The sequence below is a fragment of the Paraburkholderia phenazinium genome (assembly GCF_900141745.1).
Classification (GTDB): domain Bacteria; phylum Pseudomonadota; class Gammaproteobacteria; order Burkholderiales; family Burkholderiaceae; genus Paraburkholderia; species Paraburkholderia phenazinium_B.
Genome location: NZ_FSRM01000002.1, coordinates 1343799 through 1367529 on the forward strand (window position 1 = coordinate 1343799; position 23731 = coordinate 1367529).

Consider the following 23731-nt stretch of genomic DNA (forward strand, 5'->3'; position numbering starts at 1 on the left):
GTGTGTGAAAACGCATTGATCGTCTAGACTGAATCAACGCACTGAGATCGGGTGACTCATGAAGCGATTCGTTGAAGGCGATGACCGCAAGCAGGTCGCACTACTTCCCGAATGCGTCGATGACTACATCGGGCAGGACAACCCGGTCAGGGTCATCGATGCCTTTGTCGAAGAGCTGGATCTCGCGGAACTTGGATTCAACGGCACCACGCCAGCTCTCACGGGTCGCCCGTCCTATCATCCTGGCGTGATGCTCAAGATCTATATCTACGGGTATCTGAACCGGATACCGTCCAGCCGGCGTCTTGAGCGCGAGTGCCAGCGCAACGCGGAGATGATGTGGCTGACGGGGCGTCTGGGTCCCGACTTCAAGACGATCGCCGACTTCCGCCGCGACAACGGGCCAGCCATTCGTAACGTATGCCGTCGTTTCGTCGAACTGTGTCGCGGACTGAAGCTGCTGTCGAGTGACATGGTGGCCATCGACGGCAGCAAGTTCAAGGCTGCGAACAGCCGCGACAAAAACTACACGGCGGGCAAAATTGACAAGCGCCAGCAGCAGATTGAGGAAAGCGTTCAGCGATATCTCGACCTGATTGAAAGTGCAGACCGGACCAGTCCGACGGGGTTCGATGTGAAGACCGTCCGCCTGTACGAGAAGATTGCCAGCTTGCGCCAGCAGATGCGCGAGCTCGACCAGGTCAGAAAGCAGTTGAAGAAGCAACCGGACAAACAGCTGTCCATGACGGATCCCGACGCACGGTCGATGGCAACAAGCGGACGAGGCTCCGGCATAGTGGGCTATAACGTTCAAACCGCCGTGGACACAAAGCATCATCTGATCGTCGCACACGAGGTGACTAACGTCGGAAACGATCACGGGCAACTCAGCAGAATGGCAATCTCCGCGAAGAACGCGATGGGCAAAGCCAGGCTGAAGGTGGTGGCCGATCGCGGCTATTACAGTGGCCCGGAGATACGGGCATGCGATCTGGGAAACATCAGTGCGTACGTTCCCAAGCCACTCACCTCCGCATCAAGGAAGAAAGGTCTCTTCACGAAGGCCGACTTTGTCTACGAGTCAGGAAGCGACGTGTATCGATGCCCTGCCGACGAGCGCGCCATTCATCGATTCAACACCGTTGAGCATGACATGACACTGCGGGTGTACTGGCCAAGTGCGTGCCCCCGTTGCCACCTCAAGGACCGATGTTCGCCCAGCGACTATCGCCGCATCCGACGATGGGAGCACGAAAATATACTGGAATCCATGCAGCGTCGGCTCGACAGGAAGCCCGATGCAATGACGATCCGCCGAAGTACCGTTGAGCACGTCTTCGGTACGCTCAAACACTGGATGGGTCCCACGCACTTCCTGACTCGGACGCTTGGGCGGGTGAGTACGGAGATGAGTCTTCAGGTGTTGGCCTACAACCTGAAGCGGGTCATCAGCATACTCGGGGTTGCGGGAACGATGAAGGCCATGAAGATGGCTGGAAGCTAAAGCCCGGAGGGGCTTCGCTGCGCTCGCGAGACTCAATCAGCGTAAGCTGGACCTACCAAACTTGATCCAGCTGAACCGAGACCGGGCGTTCAGCGCCAAAAATTGGGTTCTCACACAAGCTCGACCCGTTTCAGTCAGCCGATTTTCTCTAAAGGGGACGTTGGTGGGCCGCTCCTTCGTTGATGAGTCGAAGTCTGCCAGGATTGCCAACCTCTAGTGCAGAAGTAAGCGAATCCAATGAAAACCACGAGTACTGCGTCAACGGTGCCGGCCAAGACAGCGTCTCGGGCATTCGAAGCGAGTAACGCAGTAACCGCCATCGCTAGCTTGTGGAAGAACGCAAGTTCCCACACGCCGGCGGAGGCTCGTGGCCATAGAGCGACAAGAGCGAACATTCCCGCGAACACAAGGAAGCCGAACATACGCCAGGTTTCGACCCAAAGTGTCTCGGGCGATGCAGAACGGACCACGGGAACAGATGACACGAACGCACCAACCGCACCCATTGAAGCAAGAAACATGAGCCCGCGCCCTAGCCGGTCGCGCCAAGCCGGTACCGTCGAGGAAGAAGACAAGGCGTCCATTTGGCAATCTCCGATTTGTACCGCCCAGTCTGGGGGGCCTGCGAAGACGATAATAGGATGGTTGCCGGTCAACTTGCCACTGTTGTCAAATTGTTTGCGGTTTGTCAACGACTCAGCGAAGCATGCTGACTGGCCCTTGCTGGCGGCACTGAGCCCGATGGCGGCCGGCTCAGGTCGACCCACTGCGGCCCCCCGTCTTTGCCGAAAGCGGCCATTCGCGCCTCGCCAGTCCTTGGGCCCTAGATCCCTAAGCGGCAACGTATCGCAGATCTCGCATATATCAGGTCACAGTGCGGTTCACTGCTGTATCTGATCAACAGCGTGCTCGATACAACGGGCAAGCCCGAACGTACCCATGTCGTAGTTGGACAGGACAATCACTACGTATCCAGTGCCCAAGGCTACCCTGAAACTCGCGCTGATTCCAGGGAACCCGCCGCCGTGACCGATCATCGTGCCCGATGCCGTCTTTTCGACATTGAAACCGTAGCCATAGCCCACGCCAGCGTAATCGCTCCAGAGAGCTTGACGCATTTCCGGGCCCACGAGGGCGCCCGAAAGAAGCGAGTTGGCGAACCGGTGTAGATCGCGCACAGTCGAGTAGCCACCGCCTGCTGGCCCACCTTTGGCGACATGCTCGAAAATATTCTCGCGCCAACCAGATGCGCTCCGACGATCCGGCGGATCGACAAGCGGGATGTAGCCCATCGCCAGATTCGGAACCGGGGCGTCGATGTCGTAGCAATCGGTGTCGAGCATACCGCTCGGTGCGTAGATCTCTTCGCGAACATAGTCGTAGTAGCTCATGCCCGTCACCCGCTCGATGATCACTCCGGCTAGCAGCATTCCGCTATTGCTGTATTCGAATCGTTCACCCGGCGTAAAGGCGGGAAGGTCATCGCGCACGAGTGGCTTGAAGTCGTCGATGGCACGAAACCGGGCACGTGAGCCGCTGAAGAATGTCTCGTTGAAATAGTTACCCAACCCCGAGGTATGCGAGAGCAGATGATGAATCGTGATGCGGCGGGTCACCGATGCCGGTAGCCAGGTGTCGTCAATGTACTGGTCGACGGTATCCGTGAAGCTAAGAAGGCCGCGTTCCACCAGTTGGGCCACCGCCACTGCAGTAAACATCTTGTTAGCCGAACCAAGGTTGAATTTAGTGTCCGGATTGTTGGGCACGGCATACCGCTTGTTTGCGGCTCCGCATGCATATTCAAACAGCACTTCAGATCCGCGTGCGATAAGCACGGTTCCCGAGAACACTCCTGCGCGAGCGCCTCGATCGCATAGATCCTGGACTTGTCCCAAACAATCGGCCTGCGACCTGGCGATGCAGTGCATCTCACTCGGGCCGACCTCAATCTCCAGAATCTTGCCGTCCTCAAACGGCTCAAAGCGCAAATGGAATTCATGTGTAGCGGAGTAAATGCGGTCCTCTACAACTACCGTCTGAGTGAAATCGCTCGTCTCTACCGGCTTGATCTCCCGCAGCACGATGCCTTGCGATAAACGAGAGAAAGAGACAAACCAGTCAGCATATTCGTCCACAGTCGTCGGACTGGAGGACGGCAGAGCCACATGGACGCGCAAAAAATCCAGCAGGGACTGACGACTGTTGGAGTTGATCGCCACCAACAGCCCCTCAATGCGTGCGTCGCCATCTGGCTGCGGTGCAGTACCCCGGTTATGCATCGGGGAGCCGGTATCGGGCATAACAATCCTGTGCGTTGTTCGAACCGCGACGAATGGTTGCGTCGGCGCGTCAATGAGCCTCGCCTCAGCGTCAGAGGCGATACTCCCATACTGTACTGGCTATCCATCGAGGCGGAAAGCATGCGGCGGCGCACGATGCTGACCGGATTGCAATGTAGGGCGTTGTAACCAAGGTCCGAAATTAGCCGCCTAGCGCCCGACGACAGAGCGCGACGATCGCCTCGGGCGCAGCCTCTCTTGCAGCGGGCATAAAGCGACCCGTTACGGTCAATCGGTTTGCTCGATAGCGGCCGTTCACAGTAATGAAGCAGCAACGGTTGCCGTTGCAGGAACGTGCGTAAACGCTACATCGTTCATTCTATCGATCCGAAATGTCCTCCGGCGAACACCGCGCGACAGGTCTCACCAAGCTGGTGTTTCCGCAGCAGCACAATCATTCTCGTAAGCCTTCCCGAATAGAACCTTCATGCCATGTAGGCGCGATCGACCGACTGAGCGATAGGGTAAAGGCCAGCAGGACTGCAACCGCTGTAAATAGAGTCAATAAGGCTTCTACGCCCCAATATTCGGAGATTATCCCAGCGACCGCCGAACCGAGGGGATACAAAGAGAAGGCTATCAATCGGCATGAACTGTTGACCCTTCCCTGAAGCTTTTCAGGCACGGACCTAACACGGTAAGCGAATTGCATAACGGCGTAGAGAGAGTAGAACGCTTCGACTAGCCCAAAAACTAAGCCAAGCCTCGGCAAATTTGTTGCCATGAACAACGCAGCAAAGGCTATCGCATGGAACCAGGCGGCCAGTACCACTCCTCGGCCGAAACCATGTAGACGCAACCAACGCGTGCCACAAATGGGTCCGAGAACACTTCCGATACCGCCGCATGCGACCATTGTGCCAATCGACGTATCACTGACGCCTAAACGTTGTCCCACAGTGATTGCTAAAAGCGGCATTGCGGCGTTAATTAAATTCAGCCCTCCCATAATGCATGCGAGCAAAAGGACTAGGCGGGCGCCCGAAAGCCATCGAAGTCCCTCCGTAATTTCCTCGGTCAAGGAACGGCGCGCATCCGCACGCGAAACATTTAGTTCGGTCTTAAGTATCTTGAGGAGGATGAAGGAAAAAAGGTAGCAAAAAGCGCCGGCGAAAAGCGCCCCGCTAATCCCCAAAATTTGATAGACCAAGGTCGCGGCAGCCGGCCCGAGAATCATTGCGGTACCGAAGCCAGCTTCGTTCGTGCTGGATGCCTGAGACAGCAGTTCGCGCGGCACTACGCTCGACAGAACTGCTGCTTCAGCGATATTGAAAAATACAAACAAGGTGCCGTCTACTATGCAAACGAAGTAAATGTGCCACTGGTTGACGACGCCGTAACGTGCCATTAGACCAAGGGCGAAAAAGCAGATGTACCGCCCGATCTGACACGCCATCATGATGTGTTTGCGGTTCCACCGATCGACTAGCGCCCCTAACGGCAAGCTTAAGAACAAGTAAGGCGCGGACCTCAGGACACCCACCACACCTGCGGCTGCCATCGATCCGGTGAATTTCAGGATCAATAGCGGAAAGACCACGTTCATACCCGCACCGACCAAGGTGGATGCTGACTGCGCTGAAAGCAAAAACACGTAATCGCGAATGCTCCAAAGCTTCATCGAGGACATCCTTGACGATGGCTGACTCAATATAAGGAAGTATCGAATTGCAAGTTTACCGGTGAACATCACCTTCTAGTCGAGGGACGTCTTTGCCGCTCTCAATCAGGAGCAGAAGAAACTGCTTGGAGGTCACGCTTCATATAGCGAACCCATCCGATTCTTCCTTTGTCCCGAGTTCCCAGATCCACCCAACCGGCTTTTGCATATGAACGGCGGCCGGCCTCGTTCTCCTCGTCGACGGAAAGCATAATTGACCTGGTGTCGGGCCAGTAAATCGAGAGCCATTCTGGCAGATACTGGAGCGCCGCCGTTCCGATGCCTAACCCTTGGAAGCGTAAGTCAATACGTAGCGCCGAGATGACGGCCGCTGCCGTCGATGCCCAACTGGGGTTGGCGGCTCCCCTCTTCAGAACGAGGAAACCTACAGGCACATCCCCGTCGAAGATAGCCGCACCCTGAACGTCGCCAGTCAGATCGGATGTGCAAGCGGCGACCGCTCGATGAGTCGGCCCAGCATATTCAATCTGTTGATCGGAAATCTTCAAATTCTCAACATCGTTTTTCTGGGCCGTGCTTAACTCCTCCCATGGGACGACGCGGATTACATGAGTCATCGCTTTTTCCAACAAAGCAAACACGGTAAAGGGTATCGGGCCAATCCGCCGCATTCTACTAGCTGCCCGCAGCGTCGAATTTGTCGACGATTCCGCAGTCGCCAATGATCGTCGCGCTCAGGCCGGCTAGTGCCCCACGACCGAGCGCGACGATCGCCTTGGGCTCGGTTCTCATGCGAAAGGCATGACACGACCCACTTGGGACCGTCGCGCCTTCCGAAAGCGGTCACTCACGAGGGCGTTTCGACTATGAACATCCGCGCTTGCTGGGCTTCCCGACGTTCGACTTTGATCGGCGCATACCTCTCGGAATTGTAGAAAGCTAGCGCTTGGGCGAGAGTCGGAAACTCGAACACGCCGGCCATCGGCAACGGCACCTCATCCCCCTCTAGAACCTGCGCAACAGGACCAAAATGTAGAATCTTCCCGCCCGCCTCTTTTAGCGCCGCCTGAAAGCGTGGAGCGAGCGCGGCCTGCTTGGTGGAGTCGATGACGCGTAGATTGACGTGCACGAATGCTGGCATTGTGCCTCCCTTCAATAACGTATACGCATGATTATGTATGCGACGGTGAACTTCTTTTCGTGGGCGCAGTGTCTCACAGTCGCCTCGACGCTCGCGTGATACATGCGGCATGGACCGACCCGAAAGGAACGCTCCACAAACTCAAAAGCGGTCATTGGCCCGGACTTCCGCAATTGCTCGTGCGTGCCTCGGCCGTATAGTCAGCCATGCGCGAGCCTCGGCGCTCCGATTGAACGTTAGTCAGCCGATCTCTCGTACAGTGAATCGATATAGTCGCCATGCTCGGGTGTTGGCGCGATACCTACCCGGACGAAACCAAGCGACTCATAGTAGGCACATAGCTTCGTGTTTCTCGCATCGCACCCAAGCCGAACAAAACGTCGGTCCAAGGCGCTCACCAAATCAGCGCACCAATCGATTACAAATCTGCCAAGTCCACGACCGTTAAAACCCTTTCTCACAGAAAGTCCGTGCACATAGCCCGCGATAGGTTCTTGGCGCCCCCAGTACAGTTCATCGTCCCAATCCAGAGAGAACGTCCCCACGGGTACACCGTCTTGCTCGACAACATACACCTGTCTTCGCGAGATACTGTTTAGTACCCACCCTTCGGAAAATCCGTCTCCTTCCCTGCCCCACGCATAATCACCATGAGCTACCTTCTTTGCGTGCGCATCGTTCCGGATCTGTGTAAGTACCGGTACATCCTCCGCGGTTGCTCTGCGAATGCTTCTCGAGGTCATAGCTCTTATCTCCGTTGAGCTGTCTTCGTGAATTTCCAAACCGGTCTATATAAGCCGCTTCAGGAAGAAGACCACGCGCTCGGTTTCATCGAAGCCAAGGGCGCGGTGCACCGCTTGCCCGTCGATATTGTCGACCGGTGTATCGGATGCGAATTCTGTGCAAGCGTGTGCCAAGCCCCATTGACCAACAGCGGCACACAATGCCTTCGCAATACCTTGCCGACGCGCGACCGGAACGACATAAATACCTTCGAGGAACAGCACCGGCGACGCTTTACAACCGTTTACGTAGTCGTGACGCACCGTGGCTTCGGCGAAACCAACTGGGTCACCTTCGCAAGAAAACGCCATGAACGTCGCGAAACGATCCCCGTCGGCAAGCAGTCGTTCAGCTTCGCGGATATGGTCGTCATCGCTCACATGTTGCCAAAGCACGCGACGCAACGAACACCATGCCGCAGCGTCTTGCGGTATAGCAGCCCGGACAATGAAGGAAGCTGAAAGCATATTCTGAGGGTCGTCAATGAACGTGAAAGGCTTGACGGGCCTAAATACCCTGGATTCTCAACGATTCAGGCGATCGTGTCGAACAACCGAAACTGGCTGCTGGACACGCGTGGCTCGGTCCGACGCGCAAGAGACCTTCGCGATTTCCAGTATTGGTCGGCGCGCTAAATGAGTTCGGCGATGCGAACAATGATAAATGCCGCTGGAACGAGCACCGCCTGCGCACACAGTGTCCCGAGAACGCGTGCGCCCGCGAGAGTTGTAATTGCCCGCCGGAAGCTGTTTTCCGAAATCCGGCCTTCGATTACGTCGTCCGTCATCACTGAGACTTGCGGATCGATGACGACTGCCAATACCACGGTCGCAAAGCCATTGATAACTGATGATAGATTCGCGCATGTAACCCGCAAATCGGGCTTCAGGTATCCAGCATAAAGCGATGCGAAAACGCCGACCGTCCAGATCGCCATCGCGATAACGTTCAGTCCTATAACTTTCCAGGAAACGCCTGCGCCAGTTGCCAGTTGGGTGACGTTGTGCCGGGACGGAAGCCTTGCTCCAAGCCGAATGTAGCTGACGCCCCCGCGGCTGAAGATATGGAGCAGCAGGCGAGGGATCGAGCGGTTTGCTTGAAAGTGATCGACAGCGCGGCTGAAATAACGCTGGAACGTGGGAATTAGAAACGCACCGACAGTGCTTGCCACCGTGGCGGTCAGCAGGAAAAGCCGAAAGTCGCCGAGCAGACCGTGCTCCATGTGATGAGCAATGTCTAGCTCAACCCGCTTCGCTATGAATGGTCCTTGAAAGGAATTTGCCGTCCGGGAAACCAGGGCGATGATCCCGAATAGAGAAAATGATACGGCGATACGGCGCGTGCGAACACCAGCGATCCGTACCGCATACGCAAGCGTCGCGATCACATGGATTACGAATGTAAGCCCGCATATGACCAGAAGCTGGGTGTCCATGTTGTCGCCGCGAGGTTGGCAATAACCAAAGTCTACCGGAGTGCACTGCCGGCCCGATTGTCGACGAATCAGGTTACGAGGTCGAACGTCGCAAAGTGGCCGCGCCATGCCCCTTTTGATAGCGGGCCGCACAGTCAAAGGCTGAATTCAAGAACGTTTCTGTTGGCAGCAGCCGAAGCAAGAAGGCTTCGTAGCATGATCAGTTGGGAGATAAGATCCGTCCGCTGAACCTCGACAGTATGGGCGTCTCCAGTAGGGGACCAACCGCAAACGAAGCGCACCTTTTCTTCGCCCTGCGATTCAAGCGATCCAACCCAAATCTCTAACTCTGACGCAATTCGTACGAGAACCGCAGGCTCACCCTCATCCTCTTCGAATTGGTCGAACATCGTTCCGAGCGAGTAGTTGATTCGATTCCAGAATCCCGACGCGAAGAGCCACTCCGAGACCGCACCGTCTAGCATGAAGACTGGCTCTGCAGAGCCACCCGCAATAAAGAAGCGCGACGCCTGTAATCTGCGCATGACGTGAAAGGTAATCTCAAAGCCAGGGAAGCACATTGTCGACGATCTGGGCTCCGCCGTCGACTGAGCGAAACTGGCCGCGTGCCGCCCGATACGTTCGGCACATGTCGACCCATTGCTGCCGGTCGCGCGATTAAGGCTTCAACGGCTGTTATAAAAGCGAAGCAGTCGTCGAACGACTCAGTCCGACGATGGCGACACCACTTGTTACCCCTTCGCGGCTATATGCGGTCAGCGAAATCTCTACCCGCGCTGCGTTATGTGGAATTCGCGTTGAGCATGCCCAATCGTAAAGTGACGGCGCTAGTGTGCCGTCCGGGCGGTAGACGTGGACAGACCGCGGATAATGCACGGCGAACGGTTCTGCGGCAAGTTAGCTATCCAATTCCGCGCCTAGCCTCACCGCCAGCGTTGTGCGCTCTTGCTCTCCCAACGCAAGAATCCATCTTTTGAACGTCTGCAAAGATCTCATCCCGATCGACGCTTCTGGATACACGAGGTAATAGCCCTTCGGGTAATCCCAAGCATGATCGGAGAGCGCCACCAGTCGTCCCGCCGCAACTTGGTCGTCTGCCATATACGCGGGCAGCAACGTGGCGCCCAGGCCTGCCGCCGCCGCATTTAACGCCATCGACATGATCTCGTAGCGCGGGCCCTCTTTGCCTGCATCGCCCGCGATTCGTTCGCGCTCGAACCAGCCGTCCCAAGCGTCTGGCAAGGTCAAATGCTGGATCAGGTCCGCGCGGGGCGTTGCTGGCCCAATTCGTGATCCGTGCCGTTTTACCCACGAAGGCGCGGCATATGGCAACAGGCGCAATGGCAGGATGAAATCGCTGTGCAGTCCCGGTCGCTTGCCATCGCCGAATTCGAGAGATGCATCCACGCTCGTGGACGCGAAGTCTACTGCGCCGACTCGCGTGCGCAGATTGAGCGTGATCTCGCCGTGCTCGCGCGTGAATGTCGGCAGGTACGGAATCAGCCAATAGTTTCCGATCGACGATCCCACCGACAGCGACAACGCGCCGCCGCGTCCCTTGAGCGCCATCACGTTGACCGTCGCGCGTTCGAGCCGCTTGAGCAAGGGCTCAATCTCCGCGATGTATTCCCGGCCGGCGTCAGTCAGCGTCATTGCATCGCGACGGCGCACGAACAGAGCAACACCCAGACGCTCTTCGAGCATCTTTATCTGCCGACTCACCGCGCCTTGCGTTAGATGCAGTTCATGAGCGGCCGCTGTGAAGGAGCGCAGACGGGCGCTCGACTCGAAGCACAACAACGACTGAGTGGATGGGGCATGAAACATGAGGCGCATCCTTACCAACACGTTGACAGACATTGCCCACGCAATACGAAAATTCATCGTTTCGCGCGTCGAACAGCCAATTATGCCGGAATCGATGGCCCGTCCATGAGAAATTCTCACGCTGACCGCAGGACAAATGGTTTGCCCGCTGTTTATTGCCGGCCAATCATTGCGCCCATCTGACATCGGAAGCCATGAAACAGTGATAGATCTCATTATCGAAAACGGCACGCTGATCGACGGCACTGGCGCACCGCGTCGCATATGTGATGTCGGTGTAGTCAATGGCCGCATCGCGATGCTCGGCGATTTGGGCGGTTTGCCGGCGCACCAGCGCTTCAATGCCAGTGCGCGCATCGTCGCGCCAGGTTTCATCGACGTCCATACGCATGACGACCGCTTGTTGCTTAATCGTGTGGAAGGACCGCATCCGAAGCTGTCGCAGGGCGTAACAACGGTCGTCACGGGAAATTGCGGCATCAGCCTCGCACCGCTGGTGACCGCGCGGCCGCCCTCGCCGCTCGATCTGCTTGGCGACGATGCGTGGCACTTCGCCCGCTTTGCCGATTATCTCGACGCGCTCGATGCCTCGCGGCCCGCACTCAATGCGGCTTGTCTCGTCGGCCATTCGACTCTGCGCGTGCGTCATGTGGCGAACCTTGAGCGCCCCGCAACGTCCGACGAAACCTCCCGCATGGCACACGACCTCGACGACGCACTCACTGCCGGTGCTCTGGGCCTATCTACCGGACTTTACTATCCGCCAGCGCGCGCGGCGAGCACGCGGGAAGTGATCGAAGTTGGCCGGCCGTTGAGCGCGGCACGCGGGATCGTGACCATGCATCTGCGCGACGAAGCCGACGCCATCGACGAAGCGCTGCGTGAAGCGCTGCAAATCGGCCGCGAGTTGGCGATCGACACGATCGTCTCGCATCACAAGCTCGTTGGGCGGAGCAACCATGGTCGCTCCGCAGCGACGCTCGCCATGTTCGAAGACGCAGCGCAACATCAGTCGGTGTGCTTCGACTGCTATCCGTACAACGCGTCGTCGACCATGCTTCTGCCAGCTCGCGTCAAGCAGTCCGATGAGGTGCTCGTCACATGGTCCAAAGCCGATCCGTCTGCTGCCGGACACTCATTGTTCCGGCTCGCCGAAGAACGCGACGTGTCGCCTGAAGTTCTGGCGCGCCGTCTCGCACCGGCAGGCGCCGTGTATTTCGCGATGAGCGAGGAAGACGTAGGCCGCATCCTCGCTCATCCGATGAGCATGGTCGGCTCGGATGGCCTGGCACACGATGTTCAGCCGCATCCGCGCCTGTGGGGCACGTTCCCCCGCGTGCTTGGGCATTACGCGCGCGAGCGACAACTATTCTCGCTCGAGACCGCCGTCCACAAAATGACGGGCCTGAGTGCGCGACGCTTCGGACTGCACAAGCGGGGCGTCATTACTCCGGGTCACTGCGCCGACATCGTTGTGTTTGACGAACACCATATCGCCGATCGAGCAACCTTCACGCATCCCACTCTCGCGTGTGCCGGCATCGACGCCGTATTCGTCAATGGACGGCTCGCGTACCGCGACGGCGAGCCGCACGACGTGCACGCCGGTCAGGTGATCCGTCGCGCGCACTGAGCTTGTTTCACATCCTTCCATCAGAGAGAGCCCTCATGTCTTCCTCAACTGAGACAACTGCCGTCAGTGCAGCAAATTCGCATCTCGGCGCAAGCGAGTGCCGGTCCACCCCGTACTCGGCGGCGCGAAAGACCTTTCTGCTGATAATGCTGCTCGCTTCATGGATACTCGCCAATGCCGACCGCATGGCGATGAGCATATCAATCGTGCCGATCACGCGGGACTTCAACCTCGACGCACGTTCAGCCGGCCTCGTTTTGAGTGCCTTTTACGTAAGTTATTCGCTGATGCAGCTCGCCGCCGGATGGCTTGGCGACCGCTTCGGCTCGCGGCTGGTGCTGGTCTTTTCTGTGGCGTGCTGGTCGGTCTTCACCGGACTGACTGGTTTTGCCTCGACCTTCGCCGCGCTCTTTGCGATCCGTGTGTTGTTCGGTATCGGCGAAGGGGGATTTGTGCCCGCCAGCACGGTCACAATCGCGGAAGCGTTTTTGCACAGGGACCGTGCGCGGGCCAAGTCGCTTGTAATCGGCGCGTCGTTTTTGGGCAGCGCAGTCGGGTCAAGCGCAATCGCCACGCTCATCCATAATCACGGATGGCGCTACGCGTATCACGCGTTCGGTGTTGTCGGGATCATCGTGGCGGTGGTGTTGTGGTTCGCCATCAAACCTGCGAAGCGGCGCGCGCGTACTGCGGGCCAAGCGGGTTTTCGGAAGCTGTTTGCTTTGCCCATGCTGCGCAAGACCATGCTGATTTTTTTCTTTAGCAACATTGTCTACGTCGCGCTCATATCGTGGATGCCCGCATTCCTCATCCGCACGCGCCATATCGACATCCTGCATGCAGGCCTCGCCTCGTCGATTCCCTATCTCATCGCCTTTGCGTGTCTGAACGGTGTGGGCTGGCTGCTCGATAAAGCCGGGCAAGGACGCGAGCGTCAATTCATGCTAATGGGCGGTGCGACAGCGTTCGTGTTTCTCGCCGCGATGGCGCTAGCGCATTCGCTGACATCGTTGCTGGCAATGTGGACGTTATGTCTGGTCGGTTACACGGTCATATACGGCACCGTCTTCGCGATTCCACTCAAGCATATGCAGGACACGTCGGTCGGCACGGCGGCAGGCATCATAAATTTTGGCGGGCAGTTAGCGGCGGCGATCGCGCCGGCGATGATCGGCATGCTGGTTGATCTTACGCCCGGTAGCTACCTTTGTGCTTACGCGGCGCTGCTCGTCGCAGCACTCGGCGCGGTGCTAGTGGCATGGACATGGCGTCCGGCTAGCGCAGATCGTCCGGCGAGGCTTGCATGAACCGCGAAGACCTGACACTAGGGATCGTCTCTTTTCCAGATGACCCGGACAGTTCAATGGCCACATCACAGACCAGCGATACCATGCGCGTCGTCGTTGAGCCCCATCCGTATGATATCGCAGCGGTGGCCTCACGATCCTCGCATACCGAATGGAACGATGACGTGTTCCGTCTACTGCGCACCTGCCGAAAACTTTTGGCCAAAGGCGCAGACGCGATCCTTCTGTCCGGGGCGAGCGCGCGTTCGGTCGTCGTCGCCCTAGAAACCGAGCTCGACATGCCGGTAAGCGACATGCGCACCGTCGATGCATTCTGTGACGGCGGTGCGCTTACTGATGTGTCGGGGGATCCGCGTCGACACTACGCAAGATGGGCGCGCCGCGCGCTCGCTTCCCGCGCGAATTCCCGTTTCCGGCTGGGGATCGTCGGCGGAATCGGCCCAGCCGCAACTGTCGACTTTATGGCGAAAGTCGTGCGTCACACACCCGCTAGTACTGATCAAGCGCACGTTCGGATGCTCGTTGACCATAATCCACAGATTCCCGATCGCACTGCGCATCTGTTACATAACGGAGATGATCCTTCGCTCGCGTTGTTCTCCGCCTGTGTGCGCCTCGAAGAGGGCGGCGCAAGCGCAATCGCATTGCCCTGCAATACGGCGCACGCATTCGTGGCACGCATCCAGCCCCATCTGGGAGTGCCGATCGTAAATATGCTGGACGAAACCGTCAGGTGCATCGTGAGCCGTTTTGGCATTGGATCCTGCGTGGGCCTGCTGGCAACGTCCGGTACGATCGAAAGCTTCGTATATCACGATGCCGCCGATGCGCGACTCACCTTGATCACACCGGACGAACAATTCCAGCAGTGCGTGATGCAGGCGATTTATGGCCCGCAGGGTGTCAAAGCGGGATTCACTGAAGGCGCCTGCCGCACCGAACTTGACGCCGCGATCGCGCATCTGGTCGCGCGCGGCGCACAAGTCGTAGTGCTCGGCTGCACGGAACTGCCGCTCGTCCTCGGAGAACAGGATGCGTACATCGTAAACGGCACGACCGTCGCCATCGTGGATCCGACCAGCATACTGGCGCGGCATTGCGTGCGATTAGCGATGAAGGAGTCGAAGTGATCGCACGTGCATGCAGGTAGAGTCGATGCCACTAATTTGCATCCGTCAACGAATGGCGGCTGCTGCCGGAAAGCCGTCACTCGATTGAAACGCTTCGAGTGTCGGCTTTTGGCCGGACCCGGGCCGAAGGCGAACGGCCCTGATCGCACTTCAACGGTCCTTCGCGTTGCTCGAAAGCAGCCATTCACTGGCCAAAAACCTCCAGCATCGTGATGCGTTCCAGCGTCACGCCGGCGGCGAGCAACGCGTCTCTCTGTAGCACTACGCTTCGCGACCGGTCCGATTTCGACACCCCGACATAACCGGCCAGACCATCGGACTACCCCGCCTGAAAACTTGCGGCAGCATGATCCGCATATGTGTCATCACGACCCGGCAGAGCGCGTCAAATCCGTAAGCCTCACCTGGGGAAGGACAACTGTCTGGATGAAGCGACCGGCTGCCCTATAGCTAGTAAGGGTAAGCGGCCTGATACCGGCGCCGTCCGCCGCGGGGAGTTGCACCACGAACTGGCCAGGGTCGGTCAGAGCCGCCGTATTGAGGCCCCACTGCGTAGATGTCGCCCGACATCTCGTTTGCGGCGCGTCGATCGAAGCGCCGGCGGGATCGAGCGCCGATGCCGCGATGCACTTTGAGCTATTCGTGGCCGGAAAACAATATAGGTCGACGACCTGGTCATTGGCGGGATTGAGCCGTGTTTCGCATACGCCGAAACCGGCAACCTTTTGTGGGGCGCCGAAGGGCAGCGCGGCTTTAACGGTTGCGACCGGGGCATAGGAGTTTAGTAGATAGGTCAGAGTCAACCGCCCCAGCGTGTTCTTGTATTTTGCGAATACGTCACTCGGAAGATTGACCGCTTGATAGTTCGACGTGCGGTCATTGCTCGTGCCGTCGAAGGTATCGCCCAGGAGGTTGCTGACCTGATGGGGCGGATAGCCAGACGCGACCGATATGATGCCGCTATATAGCGGCTTGCCGTCGTTACTGGCGATACTAAGGATGACTCTATTGATCGTGACTATACGGTTCGGGTCGACCACCACCTTAAGCGGAACGTAGATGACAGGGTCGCCGAGCTGCTGGGCCTTGCCGATCACCTCGGCCTTGGACTGGTCGTCGAACGACAGGCGGATCGGGCCGCCCGTCGTCACTTTGCCGTAATCAGTGAAGCGTAGGATCAGACGGCCTGCTATTCTCGGCGTGAACATCACCGTGATCGCGCAAATTGTTGCCACGGCGAGGACGCCACGCGAAGTCGTCGTGTTCCGGCGGCTGTATTGCAGGCCAAGGATGAGTGCGCTCGCAATGACAAGGATAGCCATGAGCGCTAGTTGAACAGGCCAGTTGTCAAGGTCAACCATCCCGCCATCGGTCACTATGAAGCCGGCAATCCATATCAGAAAGATCGCGAAAACGATGCCTGCGGCCTGGGACCAGCTAGCGGTGATCGTGCCGACGGCTAATGCGGGCAAACCGACACCGATGAATATGACGAGCGCCGTATAGGCCGACGCACTGATTGCCGGCTGCGTATCTAGCCCATGTATAAGGCCGACGCCAAGGTCGAAAACAAAGGTCGGCAAGAAGGTCACGAGGGCGGCGAAAGCAATTTTATCTAGCGCGAGGTCGCTTCGACGGATCGGTCGGATCAGCCAGTCGTCATTGTTCGACACAATGGGGTCGCTCTGTACGACCACAATGATGGCGAAGCCTGCCACCACAGCGAACGCCAGATCGCTGAACGTGTGTAGCAACACCAATTCCAGTGGCTCACCGAAGATCCCCATGTGCAGGATGATCCAGACCGCCGCGATTTTCAGAGCCAACACCGCGGCTACGTACGGCCAATGCAGTCTCAGATCTTTTTTCAAAATATGCAGCCACATATCATCTCCCCGTCATTTGTTCGGCCCGCGCGAACGCGGTAAATATCGACCTTAGGTCCATTGGCTCGACCTGAACGAATTTGACGTCGCCGAATACGGTGGCCATTTCAGATGCCAGTTGATCTTCGGCGAACGCCGTATGCACAAAGCTCGCAACATTGCCCGAGGTACCGGGATCGATCCACGCCCTGGGCCAGGTATCGGGAGGGCGGGCCGGCGATTGCAACGTGACGCGAATCGAGCGGACGCGCGCGTTCAGGACCTCGATCGATTCTTCGAACAGCAGGCGACCCTGGTTAAGAAAACCGACGTCGCTAACGAAACCCTCGATGTCGTTCAGTTCGTGCGATGAGATGAAGATAGTGAGGTCTTCAGCATGGCTCAGCACGCTTTCGACCAGGTCGTCGCGTACCAGCGGGTCTAAGCCGCTAAACGGCTCATCCAGCACCAGCAGCTTTGGTTTGAAGGCCAGGGCGGCAACAAGCGCGAGCTTGATACGCATACCATGTGAAAGGGCGCGGATTTTCCGCTCCATCGGCAGATTGAACCGTCTCAGCATGGCTTTTTCAAGCGCTTCGTCCCAATTCGAATAAAACGGTCTCACGTAATCGAGATAGGTACCCACGGCCATTTGCCCAGGAAGCACCTGGTTCTCCGAGACATAGCCGATCTGGTTAAGGTGGCGGCTCGTGAGTTCACGTGATGGCGTGCCCATCACGGTGAGATCACCCCGTGTCGGCGCCAGGATGTTCATCATCATCTTGATCGTGGTCGTCTTGCCGGCGCCATTGGCGCCAATCAGCGCATAGACGCTTCCCTCATCGACCGAAAAACTCAGGCCGCTGAGCGCCTCAGACGGGCCGAAGCGCTTCTCGATATTGCGGGCCTCGATGATCATTTTTGTGTTCCCCTCGCTATGTCGATCTGGTTCCAACGCTCAACGATCGCGTCGAGCAATTCCGCCTGCGTCAGGCCGACGCGACGTGCGCCGACCACCAGTGCCTCGACTTCGTGCCCTAGCAGTTGCGCCTTTTCTCCCGGGCGCGCCTGGGGCGGCTCGCAGACGACTGTCCCAATTCCCGGCCGCGCCTCGAGCCAACCTTCGTGAATCAGGTGCTGGATGATCTTGTGAGCCGTGTTCGGATGAATCTTCAGGTCCGCCGCCAACGCTCTGACCGACGGAAACTCCTGCCCCGGCAGGTAATCGCCGCTGATGAAGGCGCGCTTGGCGGCAAAGACCACGGCGTCGAATATCGACTGACCAGATTGCGGCTTGTAATCGAATGGTGTCATATTTATAATGTGACACATGGTACACCAGAGTGTCAACGGGCCTTCGTCGTTGTCATGTATGTCGTTTTGGTCTGCTGGCGTCCGCGATTTAATGCTTCGGAACGATCCGGAGGATGCTTGATCTTCCTGCGCATAAGCATCGAAGATCGCACTCATCAGATAGGCGAGGTTTTCTAAAGTAGGAACCGGCCTGTTTGAAGCTGCAGTTCTGTCACCGGGCTGAGGTCCGGTATGGACCATATCAGCAGACGGCGGGGATAGATCAAATTGTTCACGATCTTCATCGCGGCTCCGAGGGTCCGGTTGTGGCCGATCCCTGTCTCATGCATGCTGCATGAATTGCCGGCAGCTCAGATGGCTGCGTTCGGCAGCACGCGAGCCTGAGCTGTCCTTCAACTCCCTCGATAGGAGACGTTCGCAGCGGTCTGGCCATCGGGCTCAACGGTTCAGGCGAGTGTCTTGGTCATCAGGCTACGTCTGCTATCTCGTGCTTCGCAGCAGTAAGCGAGTTTCGCGTAGAGCGGGCCAGCAGCGTGGTTTGCATCGTGGACTACCAACGAAACTTTGGCGAAGCCTTCGGCCGCTGCTTGCCGTTCGAAGTACATGAGCGCCTTCGTCCCGAGACCTTGCCGACGGAATGCCGGCACGATCTGAAGATCGGCAAGGTGTAGCGCATCGGGATCACGCTCCCAACGTAAGTAGCCAGCGCGCGTTCCTTCGAATGTGATGATCGTCTTTGTGCCGCGCTCCCACGACTGAAGAAAATCGTTCCGCGACCAGTCTGGCACGGGTATGCCAACGACATCAGGAAGGCTGGCCTTGACCAAATCGTAGATGAAGTCTTGATCTTCATGTACTGCGGGTCTGAAGATCAGGAGCAGGCTTGTTTGCATAAGGACGATGCTCTAGAGCCTTGGACTTCAAATCGTCAGAGACTTTTTCCCAGGCGATAGTCCGCGCTCGATAAGCTTGGTCCGATGAATCGGCGCATGGCTTAGGTCGCGTCCTTGCGCCGAATCCGCTCGATGTAGTACTTGGCGACCCAACCGTATAGCGCAATGATCGCCACTCCACCCGCTCGACTGAAAAACGACCCGTGTTCCGCATTGAGACCAAGCGCAGTCCAAGCGCCCCAAGTGACGAAAGCCGCACATATCGTGAACGCAAAAACCGCAAGAAGAATAGATTTTTTCACTTGCACCTCTCGTCAATCGCTAACGCGGATTATATCGATTCAAAGGCCGTGCTCGATATTGACTTTAGTTCTTGTGCAGGGCTAATTCACTGGACGCACGGTGGATGGCCGACAGCTTTCGGCCATCGATTGCTTTTCTCCTCGACATGGGCGGCCTATTGCTCGCGAAATGCACGTCGATTGTCGACGGTGTATGCCACATCGTCGAGCGTCCCTTCCTTGCCGGGCTCCATATCATGCAATCAGCATATGCGGCAGATGCTTCGCAATGCGACGACCGACGGCGTGCGACCCATAGCCTCTTTGGCGACCAAAATGGGGCAATACTAGAAAGGCCCCCAACGCGGGCGTGGATCCAAGCCTATGCCCAAATACTGCTCAGCCACCACTGGAATCTGCATCTGAAAAATAAAACGGATCATTGTCGAATATGGCGGTCGCCGTTCGTCAACCTGATGAGATGCTAAACATGCTCATAGAAAGGAGGGAAACCGTATGAAATTTCTTCTGACGTCCGGCGGCATCACCAACGCCAGCATCCACGCGGCACTTGTTGATCTGTTGGGCAAGCCGATCGCCGAGTGCAGCGCGCTCTTCATTCCTACCGCCATGTATGCCTATCCGCGACATGCTGCCATGGCGTGGCAGGCGTTCGCTGGAAAAGCGCGAAGCCCGTTGTGCGAACTGGGCTGGAAGTCGCTGGGTGTTCTTGAACTCACCGCACTTCCGAGCCTCTCTAAAAAAGATTGGATCCCCCTGGTGGAAGAGGCGGATGTCCTGTTGGTGTGGGGCGGTGACCCTATCTATCTGGCTGACTGGATGCGTCGTTCCGGCCTCGTCGAGCTATTGCCTTCACTGCGCGATGAACTGGTTTACGTGGGCGTTAGCGCCGGTAGCATGGCGGTGTCTTCGACATTTTCAGAAAACTACAGTCGGCCGCCCAGTGGTAATCACGATGCGTTGACCTCTGAGAGCTTCTCGTTCGCAACAGCAGAGGGCGAGGTCTCAAGTCTCCTGGTCACGGCCCACGGAGCAGGCTGGGTTGACTTTGCGTTGATCCCGCATTTGGACAATCCGGATCATCCGGATGCCTCCTTGCAGAATGCTGAAAAATGGGCTGCCAGGATACCGGCGCCGGTCTATGCCATTGATGATCAGACCGCCATCGCAGTCACTCATAGTGCCGTCCAGGTTGTTTCAGAAGGTCAGTGGAAATTGTTTTTGCCGACTGCGTAGAGGGGCGCATGCGTGGCGGCGAAGAAAGAGAGGGTGCTCTCTTCCAAAGGAAAATCCCTTGTTTAATTGGAGTCGGTGAGCCGGCCGGCGTTGAGCAGCTACGATATTGCGCGGAGTTCTGCCCTCTGAGACATTCGCTGTATCGGGCCTCCAACGGCTGGTCTCGAGCGGGCAGCCGACATCCGCCTACCCGTGTGTCTATATCGACAGACGCCTTCCAGCCTGCCTAAACGAATTTGCATCGCCAGTCGCCATCAGAACGGGATGAGTAACGGCTGGAGATCGTACTTACCCACAACCAGGCGCAGGGAAAAAAGCGGCTGTATCAGGTCATCGACCAATCCTGGCAAAACCGACGTAGGCGGCAACCTTGTGGCGCTCGAAAACCGGCTCCGTGCTGCTGGAAGAGGAATGGGGCAACGCAGTTGAATGATCAGCTTCGTGACGTCATACTGTACGATGTTAATTAAATATGATTCGGGGCGATCATGTTCGCTGAAGCGGCTGCTGAGAAAAAAGACGGCGTGGGCGATGACCTTTTTAAGGTCGAATTCGACTTTGGCAAGCATAAGGACGTAGCATTAGGCAGATATCGCGATGTACACGGCCTTTACTCTGACCTCGTGGAAACAGCAAGGGGCATCCTGAAAAATGCTCTGTCTGGACAGGCAATTAAAGTACAGTCCATTGAAGGCAGGGCGAAATCATTCGAGAGTTTTGCGGACAAGGCGGCTAAGCCGTCCGATACGGACCCGAACAAGCCAAAATATCCTGATCCAATGTCGGAGATTACCGACCTTGCGGGTATTCGTGTGATCGCCTTTCAACCCCGGGCGGTTGACGAGATATGCAAACTTGTTCGCCGCGAATTTAAAGTGACCGAATTTCAGGACAAATCGGAGGCCTTGATCAGCCAAGGGAAGTTTGGATATCAGAGCTTCCATTTTCTGGTCACACTGAACGATGCGCGAGTCCGGCTTCCGGAGTATTCCCGGTTCAAAGACATTGTGTTCGAAATCCAGACACGCACTGTGCTTCAACATGCTTGGGCGGAAATGGAGCACGATATTCAGTACAAGACCGAAGCCGTCATCCCAACGAATATCCGAAGGCGTTTTATCGCGCTCGCGGGCATGCTGGAGATGGCCGATAGGGAATTCGAATCGCTGCAGGAAGCAGACCAGAAATTGCGGGAGGAGGCTCGGGAGTCGGTGCAGTCCGGCGAATTGGGTGCCGTCGAGATAACACCTGATTCGCTTAAGTCTTACCTCGATCGACGTCTCGGGCCGGACGCTCGACAGGCGGCATGGGTCTACGACTTACTTGCGGATTATGTGATCGCGCTAGGGTTCACTACCTTGTCCCAAGTCGATGAATGTATAGAAGGTTACGACGACGACAAGATAAGCAAGATGATCTATGGGAGCCGGATGGGACAAGTCAGCCGGTTCGAAGACGTGCTTCTCGCCAGCATGGGGGATGTATTCGTTCAAAGGCATCCGTGGTCGAAAAGTGACGACTGGGTCACTCGCTTTCGACAAAGACTGGTCAGGCTAAACGAAGCTGGAATCAAGACTGGATCCTTCGATCCCCTTGCAAGCCAAGGAACTTGAGAGCGCGATGTCACGAACCTGATCGTTACCCCTGTGCGGGCTATCCAAGTGTGTCATTGTCGTGTTCGGTTTGCTCGTAGCGAGCCTCGGAGGTCTGGTACTAAGCTGAAGGTGACGTCTCGGTGCAAAACATCAGTACGCCGAAGGCGGAGTAGTTTTCCTGGATCAAGAGGTGACCAACTCGACGGATGACGCGGCAAACCTAAGTGTCGTTGAGAGGTCCGTTGTTTCAGCTAAGCGGACGTTCGAATTTCCGTCTGGGAGCGTGCGCGGCCGACTATATTTAGCCGAACCCGGAAGCTCATCATCGGCCCACGGCTGATCTCTCCGACTCAACCTCGAACTTCCCTTGGACCCGTTGCCGACCGTGGACCGATCACGGTGAACGACGGCTTCACAGCCGATCGCGGCCATTCAATTTGAGAGTACTGAATTTATTGTTGATGAACCAACGCACTACCCATTGCGGCTGTATCGCTTCGATCGCGACCTAAACTGGGCTAGCTCTTTCTCAGTGAGCAGGTATTCGCTGCAATCAAGCAGGCGAGCAAAGGCGAGGTCCAGGAACGCTCGTACTCGCTTGGGCTGAGCAGCCCGGCTTCCGTAGTACACGTGCAAACCGATATGCGCGCTCATATGCTGCAGGAGAACTGGCTCCAGTCGGCCAGCCCGGATGTGGGTCACCGCCGAGAAGCTCGCGAGCTGACCGATGACTTGCCCCGCGAGCACGGCTTGCAATTCCAGCTCCGAATCGTTCGTCGCGAACGCAGGAGACATCTGCCGATGTTCCAGCTTGCCATCCACAGTCAAGTACCACGGCGCCACCTTGCGTGTGCCCGGATGCCGGAACACGCTGCAGCGATGCGCCGCCAGATCCTCGGGCGTCGATGGCGCGCCGTACGCTTTCAGATAGCTTGGCGCGGCGCACACGATCATCTGTATCGCGAAGAGTTGCCGACCGATCACACCCTCGCTGGGCGACGCTCCGATCCTGAAGCCGACATCGACGCGATCCAGCACCCAGTTGCCGATACCGTCATCGAGCTGGACGTCCGGCTGGATATCGGGGTGCTTCCGACAGAACTCGTCGAGCAGCGGCATGAGGATGGCGGCGAACGACGATTTCGGCCCAACGATCCGCAGCGGCCCCGCAATCTCATCCTTGGACTCCCGCGCCAGGACCAGAGCCCTGTCCAGCGCAGCCAGGGCGGGCTGTGTGTTCTCCAGGAACCGTTGGCCCTCCTCGGTTAGGGCGAGGCTGCGCGTCGTCCGATGCAACAGGCGGACTCCAAGATGCTGTTCCAACTGCGCAATGGCCTGACTGGCAGCCTGGGGCGTGACACCCTGGGCCAGCGCGGCCTTCCGGATGCTACCGAGTTCCACGGCTTTGGCGAACGTCGCGATGGCCTTGAAATCATTCGTGGGCATGATCGATTCTTCTGCTGAAGTGCGTCGGGACGCGTCGCACGGTCCATCCAGTATCAATCTGAGCTTGATACTGGTGCAAGGAGTAATCCACTAGTCGCTTGAAACTGCGACACCTAAAGTAACGGACATGGTCCGGCCACGGGTCGAACCAGGGCCGTGGATGATGTCTTCGCACGAGCGTATGGCTTTCCGATATGGGGAGAGACCGCGCCACCAGTGGTTCGTTTCGTGATGGAGGCGGATCAGGAGCGCAAAACGATGAATCTCGCCAACGAGTGGCTCGACGAGACCGGCTTGACCAGGGAGCCCGGCGCGTCCTGAGCAGACCTCATGCCGCCGTCACTTTCAACAGCAAGGAAC

21 protein-coding genes are annotated in these 23731 nt (G+C 57.4%); 7 read left to right on the forward strand and 14 right to left on the reverse strand.

Annotated elements, in window-relative coordinates:
• Positions 1 to 58 precede the first annotated feature (58 nt).
• A complete protein-coding gene (locus BUS06_RS26060; RefSeq protein ID WP_074267278.1) occupies positions 59 to 1504 on the forward strand; it encodes an IS1182 family transposase in 1446 nt (481 codons plus the stop codon).
• 881 nt (positions 1505 to 2385) lie between these two features.
• Here BUS06_RS26060 and BUS06_RS26070 read toward each other — a convergent pair.
• The 8 genes from BUS06_RS26070 to BUS06_RS26110 form a co-directional block, all read right to left on the reverse strand.
• The gene (locus BUS06_RS26070; protein WP_074267280.1) at positions 2386 to 3804 is read right to left on the reverse strand and encodes a serine hydrolase domain-containing protein; all 1419 of its coding nucleotides are present in this window, start codon (positions 3802 to 3804) and stop codon (positions 2386 to 2388) included.
• Between the two features lie 433 nt (positions 3805 to 4237).
• Positions 4238 to 5464, reverse strand: a complete 1227-nt coding sequence (locus tag BUS06_RS26075) for an MFS transporter (protein WP_074267281.1) — start codon at positions 5462 to 5464, stop codon at positions 4238 to 4240.
• 101 nt (positions 5465 to 5565) lie between these two features.
• Entirely contained in the window at positions 5566 to 6081 is a 516-nt protein-coding gene (locus BUS06_RS26080) for a GNAT family N-acetyltransferase (protein WP_074267282.1), read from the reverse strand.
• 230 nt (positions 6082 to 6311) lie between these two features.
• A complete protein-coding gene (locus BUS06_RS26085; RefSeq protein WP_074267283.1) occupies positions 6312 to 6605 on the reverse strand; it encodes a DUF1330 domain-containing protein in 294 nt (97 codons plus the stop codon).
• Positions 6606 to 6841: 236 nt separating this feature from the next.
• Positions 6842 to 7348, reverse strand: coding sequence for a GNAT family N-acetyltransferase (locus BUS06_RS26090; protein ID WP_074267284.1), 507 nt, complete (start codon positions 7346 to 7348; stop codon positions 6842 to 6844).
• Positions 7349 to 7393: 45 nt separating this feature from the next.
• Positions 7394 to 7855 (reverse strand): aminoglycoside 6'-N-acetyltransferase, encoded by a 462-nt coding sequence (gene aac(6') / locus BUS06_RS26095; protein ID WP_074267285.1) that lies wholly within the window; start codon positions 7853 to 7855, stop codon positions 7394 to 7396.
• A gap of 164 nt (positions 7856 to 8019) precedes the next feature.
• Positions 8020 to 8823, reverse strand: coding sequence for a lipid II flippase Amj family protein (locus tag BUS06_RS26100; RefSeq protein ID WP_074267286.1), 804 nt, complete (start codon positions 8821 to 8823; stop codon positions 8020 to 8022).
• An 897-nt stretch (positions 8824 to 9720) separates the two neighbouring features.
• Positions 9721 to 10896, reverse strand: coding sequence for a LysR substrate-binding domain-containing protein (locus BUS06_RS26110; RefSeq protein ID WP_254368965.1), 1176 nt, complete (start codon positions 10894 to 10896; stop codon positions 9721 to 9723).
• Here BUS06_RS26110 and BUS06_RS26115 point away from each other — a divergent pair.
• From BUS06_RS26115 to BUS06_RS26125, 3 genes are read left to right on the forward strand one after another with little or no spacing between them, the layout of a single operon-like run.
• Entirely contained in the window at positions 10853 to 12283 is a 1431-nt protein-coding gene (locus BUS06_RS26115; protein ID WP_074269303.1) for an N-acyl-D-amino-acid deacylase family protein, read from the forward strand. The two genes, BUS06_RS26110 and BUS06_RS26115, sit on opposite strands and share 44 nt — an antisense overlap.
• Positions 12284 to 12318: 35 nt before the next feature.
• Positions 12319 to 13590 (forward strand): MFS transporter, encoded by a 1272-nt coding sequence (locus BUS06_RS26120; RefSeq protein ID WP_074267289.1) that lies wholly within the window; start codon positions 12319 to 12321, stop codon positions 13588 to 13590.
• Complete coding sequence (locus BUS06_RS26125; RefSeq protein WP_083611610.1) at positions 13587 to 14720, forward strand: cysteate racemase; 1134 nt, start codon at positions 13587 to 13589, stop codon at positions 14718 to 14720. The genes BUS06_RS26120 and BUS06_RS26125 overlap by 4 nt, the downstream gene beginning before the upstream one ends.
• Positions 14721 to 15085: 365 nt before the next feature.
• Here the strand turns inward: BUS06_RS26125 and BUS06_RS26130 are convergent, their stop codons facing one another.
• From BUS06_RS26130 to BUS06_RS37935, 5 genes are all read right to left on the reverse strand, one after another.
• Positions 15086 to 16606, reverse strand: a complete 1521-nt coding sequence (locus BUS06_RS26130; protein WP_074267291.1) for a hypothetical protein — start codon at positions 16604 to 16606, stop codon at positions 15086 to 15088.
• 1 nt (position 16607) lies between these two features.
• Positions 16608 to 17504: an ABC transporter ATP-binding protein gene (locus BUS06_RS26135; protein ID WP_074267292.1), complete on the reverse strand. Its 897-nt coding sequence runs from the start codon at positions 17502 to 17504 to the stop codon at positions 16608 to 16610.
• Entirely contained in the window at positions 17501 to 18055 is a 555-nt protein-coding gene (locus BUS06_RS26140) for a GntR family transcriptional regulator (protein WP_167379434.1), read from the reverse strand. Before BUS06_RS26140 ends, BUS06_RS26135 begins: the two co-directional genes overlap by 4 nt.
• 290 nt (positions 18056 to 18345) lie before the next feature.
• Positions 18346 to 18792 carry a GNAT family N-acetyltransferase gene (locus BUS06_RS26145; RefSeq protein ID WP_074267293.1) on the reverse strand — a complete coding sequence of 149 codons (447 nt, stop codon included), beginning with the start codon at positions 18790 to 18792 and terminating at the stop codon, positions 18346 to 18348.
• A gap of 101 nt (positions 18793 to 18893) precedes the next feature.
• On the reverse strand, positions 18894 to 19094 hold the full coding sequence (locus BUS06_RS37935) for a hypothetical protein (protein WP_074267294.1): 201 nt from the start codon (positions 19092 to 19094) through the stop codon (positions 18894 to 18896).
• A gap of 495 nt (positions 19095 to 19589) precedes the next feature.
• Here BUS06_RS37935 and BUS06_RS26155 point away from each other — a divergent pair, with 495 nt between their 5' ends.
• Positions 19590 to 20330 carry a Type 1 glutamine amidotransferase-like domain-containing protein gene (locus BUS06_RS26155; protein ID WP_074267295.1) on the forward strand — a complete coding sequence of 247 codons (741 nt, stop codon included), beginning with the start codon at positions 19590 to 19592 and terminating at the stop codon, positions 20328 to 20330.
• A 488-nt stretch (positions 20331 to 20818) separates the two neighbouring features.
• Positions 20819 to 21943 carry a GTP pyrophosphokinase gene (locus BUS06_RS26160; RefSeq protein ID WP_074267296.1) on the forward strand — a complete coding sequence of 375 codons (1125 nt, stop codon included), beginning with the start codon at positions 20819 to 20821 and terminating at the stop codon, positions 21941 to 21943.
• 456 nt (positions 21944 to 22399) lie between these two features.
• Here the strand turns inward: BUS06_RS26160 and BUS06_RS26165 are convergent, their stop codons facing one another.
• Positions 22400 to 23371, reverse strand: a complete 972-nt coding sequence (locus BUS06_RS26165; protein WP_074267297.1) for a LysR family transcriptional regulator — start codon at positions 23369 to 23371, stop codon at positions 22400 to 22402.
• A 156-nt stretch (positions 23372 to 23527) separates the two neighbouring features.
• On the opposite strand from BUS06_RS26165, the gene BUS06_RS37940 reads away from it, so the two are divergent.
• Positions 23528 to 23692 (forward strand): hypothetical protein, encoded by a 165-nt coding sequence (locus BUS06_RS37940; RefSeq protein ID WP_167379409.1) that lies wholly within the window; start codon positions 23528 to 23530, stop codon positions 23690 to 23692.
• Positions 23693 to 23731 lie beyond the last annotated feature (39 nt).

What these genes read in the sequence shown, in the direction of transcription:
- BUS06_RS26060 (WP_074267278.1), top strand. Translation starts at nt 59, where the DNA reads ATGAAGCGATTCGTTGAAGGCGATGACCGCAAGCAGGTCGCACTACTT.
- BUS06_RS26070 (WP_074267280.1), bottom strand. Translation starts at nt 3,804, where the DNA reads ATGCCCGATACCGGCTCCCCGATGCATAACCGGGGTACTGCACCGCAG.
- BUS06_RS26075 (WP_074267281.1), bottom strand. Translation starts at nt 5,464, where the DNA reads ATGAAGCTTTGGAGCATTCGCGATTACGTGTTTTTGCTTTCAGCGCAG.
- BUS06_RS26080 (WP_074267282.1), bottom strand. Translation starts at nt 6,081, where the DNA reads ATGACTCATGTAATCCGCGTCGTCCCATGGGAGGAGTTAAGCACGGCC.
- BUS06_RS26085 (WP_074267283.1), bottom strand. Translation starts at nt 6,605, where the DNA reads ATGCCAGCATTCGTGCACGTCAATCTACGCGTCATCGACTCCACCAAG.
- BUS06_RS26090 (WP_074267284.1), bottom strand. Translation starts at nt 7,348, where the DNA reads ATGACCTCGAGAAGCATTCGCAGAGCAACCGCGGAGGATGTACCGGTA.
- BUS06_RS26100 (WP_074267286.1), bottom strand. Translation starts at nt 8,823, where the DNA reads ATGGACACCCAGCTTCTGGTCATATGCGGGCTTACATTCGTAATCCAT.
- BUS06_RS26120 (WP_074267289.1), top strand. Translation starts at nt 12,319, where the DNA reads ATGTCTTCCTCAACTGAGACAACTGCCGTCAGTGCAGCAAATTCGCAT.
- BUS06_RS26125 (WP_083611610.1), top strand. Translation starts at nt 13,587, where the DNA reads ATGAACCGCGAAGACCTGACACTAGGGATCGTCTCTTTTCCAGATGAC.
- BUS06_RS26130 (WP_074267291.1), bottom strand. Translation starts at nt 16,606, where the DNA reads ATGTGGCTGCATATTTTGAAAAAAGATCTGAGACTGCATTGGCCGTAC.
- BUS06_RS26135 (WP_074267292.1), bottom strand. Translation starts at nt 17,504, where the DNA reads ATGATCATCGAGGCCCGCAATATCGAGAAGCGCTTCGGCCCGTCTGAG.
- BUS06_RS26140 (WP_167379434.1), bottom strand. Translation starts at nt 18,055, where the DNA reads ATGAGTGCGATCTTCGATGCTTATGCGCAGGAAGATCAAGCATCCTCC.
- BUS06_RS26145 (WP_074267293.1), bottom strand. Translation starts at nt 18,792, where the DNA reads ATGCAAACAAGCCTGCTCCTGATCTTCAGACCCGCAGTACATGAAGAT.
- BUS06_RS26155 (WP_074267295.1), top strand. Translation starts at nt 19,590, where the DNA reads ATGAAATTTCTTCTGACGTCCGGCGGCATCACCAACGCCAGCATCCAC.
- BUS06_RS26160 (WP_074267296.1), top strand. Translation starts at nt 20,819, where the DNA reads ATGTTCGCTGAAGCGGCTGCTGAGAAAAAAGACGGCGTGGGCGATGAC.
- BUS06_RS26165 (WP_074267297.1), bottom strand. Translation starts at nt 23,371, where the DNA reads ATGCCCACGAATGATTTCAAGGCCATCGCGACGTTCGCCAAAGCCGTG.